Source organism: Acidovorax sp. (assembly GCF_047607405.1).
Classification (GTDB): Bacteria; Pseudomonadota; Gammaproteobacteria; order Burkholderiales; family Burkholderiaceae_C; genus Acidovorax.
In genome coordinates, this window is record NZ_JASGDA010000046.1 from 1 (window position 1) to 6,463 (window position 6,463).

A 6,463-nucleotide genomic window follows, 5' to 3' on the forward strand; every position below is an offset into this window, starting at 1 on the left:
CGGTCGAAGCGCCGTCGGCGATCACGTCGCCCTTGGCCAGCACGTCGCCCTTCTTGACGATGGGGCGCTGGTGGATGTTGGTGTTCTGGTTGGAACGCTGGTACTTGATGAGGTTGTAGATGTCCACGCCCACTTCACCGGCCACGGCTTCGGCGTCGTTGACGCGCACCACGATGCGGGTGGCGTCCACGTAGTCCACCACGCCACCGCGCGTGGCCGTGACCACGGTGCCGGAGTCCACCGCCGCCACGCGCTCGATGCCCGTGCCCACCAGGGGTTTTTCGGGGCGCAGCACGGGCACGGCTTGGCGCGACATGTTGGCGCCCATCAGCGCGCGGTTCGCATCGTCGTGCTCCAGGAAGGGCACGAGCGAGGCGGCCACCGACACGATCTGCGCGGGCGACACGTCCATGTACTGCACGCGGTCTGCGCCGCACAGGATGGATTCGCCCTTCTCGCGCGCCGATACCAGCTCGCCCGTCAGGCGGCCTTCCTTGTCGAGCACGGCGTTGGCCTGGGCGATGACGTACTTGCCTTCCTCGATGGCGGACAGGTAGTCGATCTCGTTCGTCACCTTGCCGTCCACCACGCGGCGGTACGGGGTTTCGATGAAGCCGTATTCATTCAGGCGCGCGTACAGCGCCAGCGAGTTGATCAGGCCGATGTTCGGGCCTTCGGGTGTCTCGATGGGGCACACGCGACCGTAGTGGGTGACGTGAACGTCGCGCACTTCGAAGCCAGCGCGCTCGCGCGTCAGGCCGCCCGGGCCCAGGGCCGACACGCGACGCTTGTGCGTGATTTCGGCCAGCGGGTTGGTCTGGTCCATGAACTGCGAGAGCTGGGACGCGCCGAAGAACTCCTTGAGCGCAGCCGAGATCGGCTTGGAGTTGATCAGGTCGTGCGGCATCAGCGGCTCTTGCTCGGCCTGGCCCAGGCGCTCCTTCACGGCTTTCTCGATGCGTGCGAGGCCCGTGCGGTACTGGTTCTCGGCCAGTTCACCCACGCAACGCACGCGGCGGTTACCCAGGTGGTCGATGTCGTCCACCTCGCCATTGCCGTTGCGCAGGTCCACCAGGATCTTGACCACGGCCAGGATGTCTTCGTTGGACAGCACCATGGGGCCCGTGGATTCGTCGCGGCCGATCTTGGCGTTGAACTTCATGCGGCCCACACGCGACAGGTCGTAGGTGTCGGGGTTGTAGAACAGGCGCTGGAACAGGGCCTGCACAGCGTCTTCGGTCGGCGGCTCGCCGGGGCGCATCATGCGGTAGATGGCCACGCGCGCGGCGAACTCGTCCACCGTTTCGTCGATGCGCAGGGTTTGGCTGATGTACGCACCCTGGTCGAGTTCGTTGGTGTAGATGACCTGCAGGTCCTGCACGTTGGCCGAGCGCAGTTTTTTCAGCAGCGCCTCGGTCAGCTCTTCGTTAGCCTTGGCCAGAATCTCGCCCGTGTCGCCATCGACGATGTTGCGCGCGACCACGCGACCGATCAGGAAGTCCTCCGGCACGCTGATGTGCGTGGTGCCCGACTGCTCCAGCTCGCGCGTGTGGCGCGCGGTGATGCGCTTGTCCTTGGCAACGATGACCTTGCCCGACTTGTCGGTGATGTCGAAGCGCGCCACCTCGCCCTTCAGGCGCTCGGGCACGAATTCCATCTGCGCGCCGGAGTCCATCAGGCGGAAGTTGTCGTTGACGAAGAAGTTCGCCAGGATGGACTCGGGGTTCAGGCCGATGGCCTTGAGCAGGATCGTCACCGGCATCTTGCGGCGGCGGTCCACGCGGAAGTACAGGATGTCCTTCGGGTCGAACTCGAAGTCGAGCCACGAGCCGCGGTAGGGAATGATGCGGGCCGAGAACAGCAGCTTGCCCGAGCTGTGCGTCTTGCCCTTGTCATGCTCGAAGAACACGCCCGGCGAGCGGTGCAGCTGCGAGACGATCACTCGCTCCGTGCCGTTGATGATGAACGAGCCCTTGTCGGTCATCAGGGGCACTTCGCCCATATAGACCTCTTGCTCCTTCACCTCCTTGACCACCTTGGACTGCGAGGTCGAGGATTCACGGTCGTAGATGATGAGCTGCACCTTGGCGCGCACGGCCGAGGCGAAGGTCAGGCCGCGCGTCTGGCATTCGCGCACGTCGAACGCAGGCTTGGCCAGGTTGTATTCGACGAACTTCATCTCGACGAAGCCGTTGTGCGAGACGATGGGGAAGGCCGCGTTGAATGCGGCCTGCAGGCCCTCGTTGGTGCGTTTCTGGGGGGCCTTGTCGGCCTGCAGGAAAGCGGTGTAGGCGTCCTTCTGCATCTGCAGCAGATAGGGGACTTCAAGCACGCTGTCGCGGGTGCCGAAACTCTTGCGGATTCGCTTGCGTTCGGTATAGGAATAGGCCATGAGATCTCCGGGCAAAGACATGACTGGGGGCTTCGACGACTACGGACCCGCGAGGATGGCGATCCTGCACGGGCTTGGCGGTTGGCCACTACCAACCATGGCGGACGGCGATGCGTTGCACATCGCCCGAACCAAGGCGTCTTCTGTTGTCGGGGTTGTCAGAAGACACTTGAAAACCTCGCTGTGCGCGGGACTTTCAGGTGGACTCTGATAGGACTTGCGCAAACAAGGATGCACCAGCGGCATTTCCACCGGGCAAGCGTCTTGCCTGAACCCGTTTTGCGTAAGTCGTGTCTGAAAGCGCCAAAGGCTGGAAGCCCTTGCAGGAGCTTCCAGCCCTTGAACGGGACCGAATTACTTGAGCTCGGCCTTGGCGCCGGCTTCCACCAGCTTCTTGACCGCTGCTTCGGCGTCGGCCTTGGCAATGCCTTCCTTGACGTTCTTGGGAGCGCCGTCCACCAGGTCCTTGGCTTCCTTGAGGCCCAGGCCGGTGATTTCGCGCACCGCCTTGATGACGGACACCTTGTTGGCACCGGCGTCGGTCAGCACCACGTTGAATTCCGTCTTCTCTTCGGCAGCAGCAGCGCCGCCAGCAGCAGCGCCGCCAGCAGCGGGAGCAGCCATGGCGGCTGCGCTCACGCCAAACTTCTCTTCAATGGCCTTCACCAGGTCATTGAGTTCCAGGACCGTCATGCTGTCGAGTGCGGTCAGAAATGCGTCTTTATCGAATGCCATTTTGATTTCCTAACAATTGGTTTACAGGGGGTCGTCTGCCGGCACGCTTTACGCGGCGGCAGCCTCGCCTTCGCCCTTCTTGGCCGCCAGGGCACCCAGCACCACGGCGGTGCGGGAGATCGGCGACATCAGCAAGCCACACAGTTGGGCCAGCAGCACTTCCTTGGTAGGAATGTTGGCCAGTTGCTTCACGCCGTTCACGTCCAGGGCCTTGCCCGCGAAGGCGCCGCCGCGAATCACCAGCTTGTCGTTGGTCCTCGCGAAATCGGCCACCACCTTGGCGGCGGCCACAGCGTCTTCGGAGAAGCCATAGATCAGGGGACCGGTCATCTGGTCCGCCACCACGTCAAATGCGCTGCCAGCCACAGCACGGCGGGCCAGGGTGTTCTTCAGAACACTCAGGCTCACACCCTTGCTGCGAGCATCCACGCGCAGTTTGGTCATGTCGGCGACCGTGATGCCACGGTACTCCGCGATCACGAGCGTTTGAGCTTTAGCGGCGAGGCTGGTCACTTCATTGATGACCGCTTCTTTCTCACTGCGATTAAGACTCAAGGTCTACTCCTTCATTTGCGCATTCGGGCTTTCGCCCTTTTGCGCGCTCTTGGTTTGCAGCGACCAACTGTTTCGGAACATTCATTCCATCAGCAGCGGGATCGCCATCTGCGTTGGCCCCCGAAGGGATTAAATGCACGAATGCACACCAACGGTCTTGGATGGCCCGCAGGGCTTGCGCCCTGCGGCCCACCACCGAAGCACCCCTTGCTTGCGTTCAGGGCGCTTCAAGATTTCTCGCAATTACGCTGCGATGGTTTGCGTATCCACGCGGACGCCCACGCCCATGGTGGAAGACACTGCGACCTTGCGCAGGTACAGCCCCTTGCTCGAAGCGGGCTTGGCCTTGTTCAGCGCTTCGATCAGCGCGGCCAGGTTGCCCTGCAGCTTGTCGTTGTCGAACGAACGGCGACCGATCGTGCTGTGAACGATACCGGCCTTGTCCACGCGGAACTGCACCTGGCCTGCCTTGGCGTTCTTCACAGCCGTGGCAACGTCCGGCGTCACCGTACCCACCTTGGGGTTGGGCATCAGGCCGCGCGGGCCGAGGATCTGGCCCAGCGTACCCACCACGCGCATCGCGTCGGGGGCGGCGATCACCACATCGAAAGGCATATCACCCGCCTTGACCTGGGCAGCCAGGTCATCCATGCCGACCACGTCGGCGCCAGCGGCCTTGGCTTCCTCGGCCTTGGCACCCTGGGCGAACACGGCCACACGGGTGGTCTTGCCAGTGCCGTTGGGCAGCACCACGGCGCCACGCACCACTTGGTCGGACTTCTTGGCGTCGATGCCGAGCTGCACAGCCACGTCGATGGACTCGTCGAACTTGGCGGTAGCGGCTTCCTTCACGATAGCGACTGCATCGGCGAATGCGTACAGCTTGGTGCTATCGACCTTGCCTTGCAGGGCCTTTTGTTTTTTCGTCAGCTTTGCCATTTCAGAGGCCCTCCACCGTCACGCCCATGGAGCGCGCAGAACCGGCCAGCGTGCGCACTGCGGCGTCCACATTGGCGGCGTTCATGTCTTTCAGCTTGGTCTTGGCGATCTCTTCGAGCTGTTCGCGCGTGATCTTGCCGACCTTGGTCTTGAGCGCGTTGGACGAGCCCTTTTCCAACTTGATCGCCTTCTTGATCAGCGTCGTGGCGGGCGGCGTCTTGATGATGAAGGTGAAGCTCTTGTCCGCGAACGCCGTGATCACCACGGGCAGCGGCAGGCCGGGCTCCACACCCTGGGTCTGCGCATTGAATGCCTTGCAGAACTCCATGATGTTGAGGCCGCGCTGACCCAGCGCAGGGCCGATCGGGGGGGACGGGTTGGCCTTACCAGCTGGCACTTGCAGCTTGATGAAGCCGACGATTTTCTTCGCCATGCTTGATTACTCCTTGCGGGTGCTGACGCCTTGATCTTTGCGATCGCAGCTCCCCGGGGTTAACGACTCACAACGCTTTCATCCGCACCGAGCCGAAAAGTGCGGCATCCAAAAAACTCAGGTCTTCTCGACCTGGCCGAATTCCAGTTCCACCGGAGTCGAGCGACCGAAGATCATGACGGACACCCGTACACGGCTCTTCTCGTAGTTCACCTCTTCGACGGAACCGTTGAAATCGGTGAACGGGCCTTCCTTCACGCGCACCAGTTCGCCCACCATGAATTCGATCTTGTGGCGCGGCTTGTCGGCGCCCTCCTGCATCTGGCTGACGATCTTCTGGACTTCGTCCTCCGAGATCGGCGCAGGGCGGTTCTTGGCACCGCCCACAAAGCCCGTCACCTTGTTGGTGTGCTTCACCAGATGCCAGGTGTCGTCGTCCATGACCATCTCGACGAACACATAGCCAGGGAACAGACGGCGCTCCGTCGTCTTGCGCTGGCCGTTCTTCATTTCCACGACCTCTTCGGTCGGCACCAGGATGCGACCGAACTTGTCCTGCATGCCCGAGCGGCTGATGCGCTCCTGGATGTTGCGCTCCACGGCTTTTTCCATGCCCGAATAGGCATGCACGATGTACCAGCGCAGATCCGGATTGGCTGCAACAGAAGCGCCTGCAGGTGCTTCTGATCCAGTGATTTCAGCAGCGGTCGTCGTCATGACTTTCTCCAACCCAAAATCAAGTCGTACAAGACCCACTCCAGCGTCTTGTCGGTAAACCACAGGAAAAGCGCCATGATCACCACGAAGGCAAACACATAGGCCGTCATCTGCAGGGTTTCCTTGCGGGTGGGCCAGACGACCTTCTTGACCTCGCGCCATGCATCCCGGGCAAAGCCGACGAACTGGCGCCCAGGCTCGGACACCAGGAACACGCCCACCGCAGCAACGAGGCCAACGATCAGTGCAGCCCACTGCGCCACCGCGCCCTGCTTGCCCAGCATATAAAAACCCGCCACCGACGCGATGACCAACGCCACCACAGCAGCGAGCTTGGCCTTGTCTGCGCCTGTATTGACGGTTTCAACCTGTGAAGTGGCCATTTTTGAGAATATTCCTGCTTCCGATGTACGGCGCCACTCAAGACACCGAAGCCCGCCAGAGTCTGGCGGGCTTGTGAGGCCACTTTTTCAAGTGGCAGGGGCAGTAGGAATCGAACCTACAACCTTCGGTTTTGGAGACCGACGCTCTGCCAATTGAGCTATACCCCTTCAACTCCTATCAGGCAATGATCTTTGCCACGACGCCAGCGCCCACGGTGCGACCGCCTTCGCGGATGGCGAAGCGCAGACCTTCTTCCATGGCGATGGGGTTGATCAGCTTCACAGTGATCGACACGTTGTCGCCGGGCA

7 protein-coding genes, 1 tRNA gene and 1 pseudogene are annotated in these 6,463 nt (G+C 62.0%); all 9 read right to left on the minus strand.

Annotated features, from left to right (window positions below):
• Positions 1-2,392 (minus strand): DNA-directed RNA polymerase subunit beta (gene rpoB / locus QM569_RS05890; RefSeq protein ID WP_414986296.1); only part of this gene is annotated, 2,392 nt, incomplete at its 3' end.
• Positions 2,393-2,746: 354 nt separating this feature from the next.
• Positions 2,747-3,127 carry a 50S ribosomal protein L7/L12 gene (gene rplL / locus QM569_RS05895; protein ID WP_414986297.1) on the minus strand — a complete coding sequence of 127 codons (381 nt, stop codon included), beginning with the start codon at positions 3,125-3,127 and terminating at the stop codon, positions 2,747-2,749.
• Between the two features lie 48 nt (positions 3,128-3,175).
• Positions 3,176-3,682: a 50S ribosomal protein L10 gene (gene rplJ / locus QM569_RS05900; RefSeq protein WP_414986298.1), complete on the minus strand. Its 507-nt coding sequence runs from the start codon at positions 3,680-3,682 to the stop codon at positions 3,176-3,178.
• Between the two features lie 243 nt (positions 3,683-3,925).
• Entirely contained in the window at positions 3,926-4,621 is a 696-nt protein-coding gene (rplA, locus tag QM569_RS05905) for a 50S ribosomal protein L1 (protein ID WP_414986299.1), read from the minus strand.
• 1 nt (position 4,622) lies between these two features.
• On the minus strand, positions 4,623-5,054 hold the full coding sequence (gene rplK, locus QM569_RS05910; RefSeq protein ID WP_142149034.1) for a 50S ribosomal protein L11: 432 nt from the start codon (positions 5,052-5,054) through the stop codon (positions 4,623-4,625).
• Positions 5,055-5,171: 117 nt separating this feature from the next.
• Positions 5,172-5,771 carry a transcription termination/antitermination protein NusG gene (gene nusG, locus QM569_RS05915; protein ID WP_414986300.1) on the minus strand — a complete coding sequence of 200 codons (600 nt, stop codon included), beginning with the start codon at positions 5,769-5,771 and terminating at the stop codon, positions 5,172-5,174.
• Complete coding sequence (secE, locus tag QM569_RS05920) at positions 5,768-6,154, minus strand: preprotein translocase subunit SecE (RefSeq protein ID WP_414986301.1); 387 nt, start codon at positions 6,152-6,154, stop codon at positions 5,768-5,770. Before secE ends, nusG begins: the two co-directional genes overlap by 4 nt.
• A 92-nt stretch (positions 6,155-6,246) precedes the next feature.
• Positions 6,247-6,322, minus strand: a tRNA-Trp gene (locus QM569_RS05925).
• A 10-nt stretch (positions 6,323-6,332) separates the two neighbouring features.
• Positions 6,333-6,463, minus strand: a pseudogene (locus QM569_RS05930) (elongation factor Tu); the annotation flags it as partial.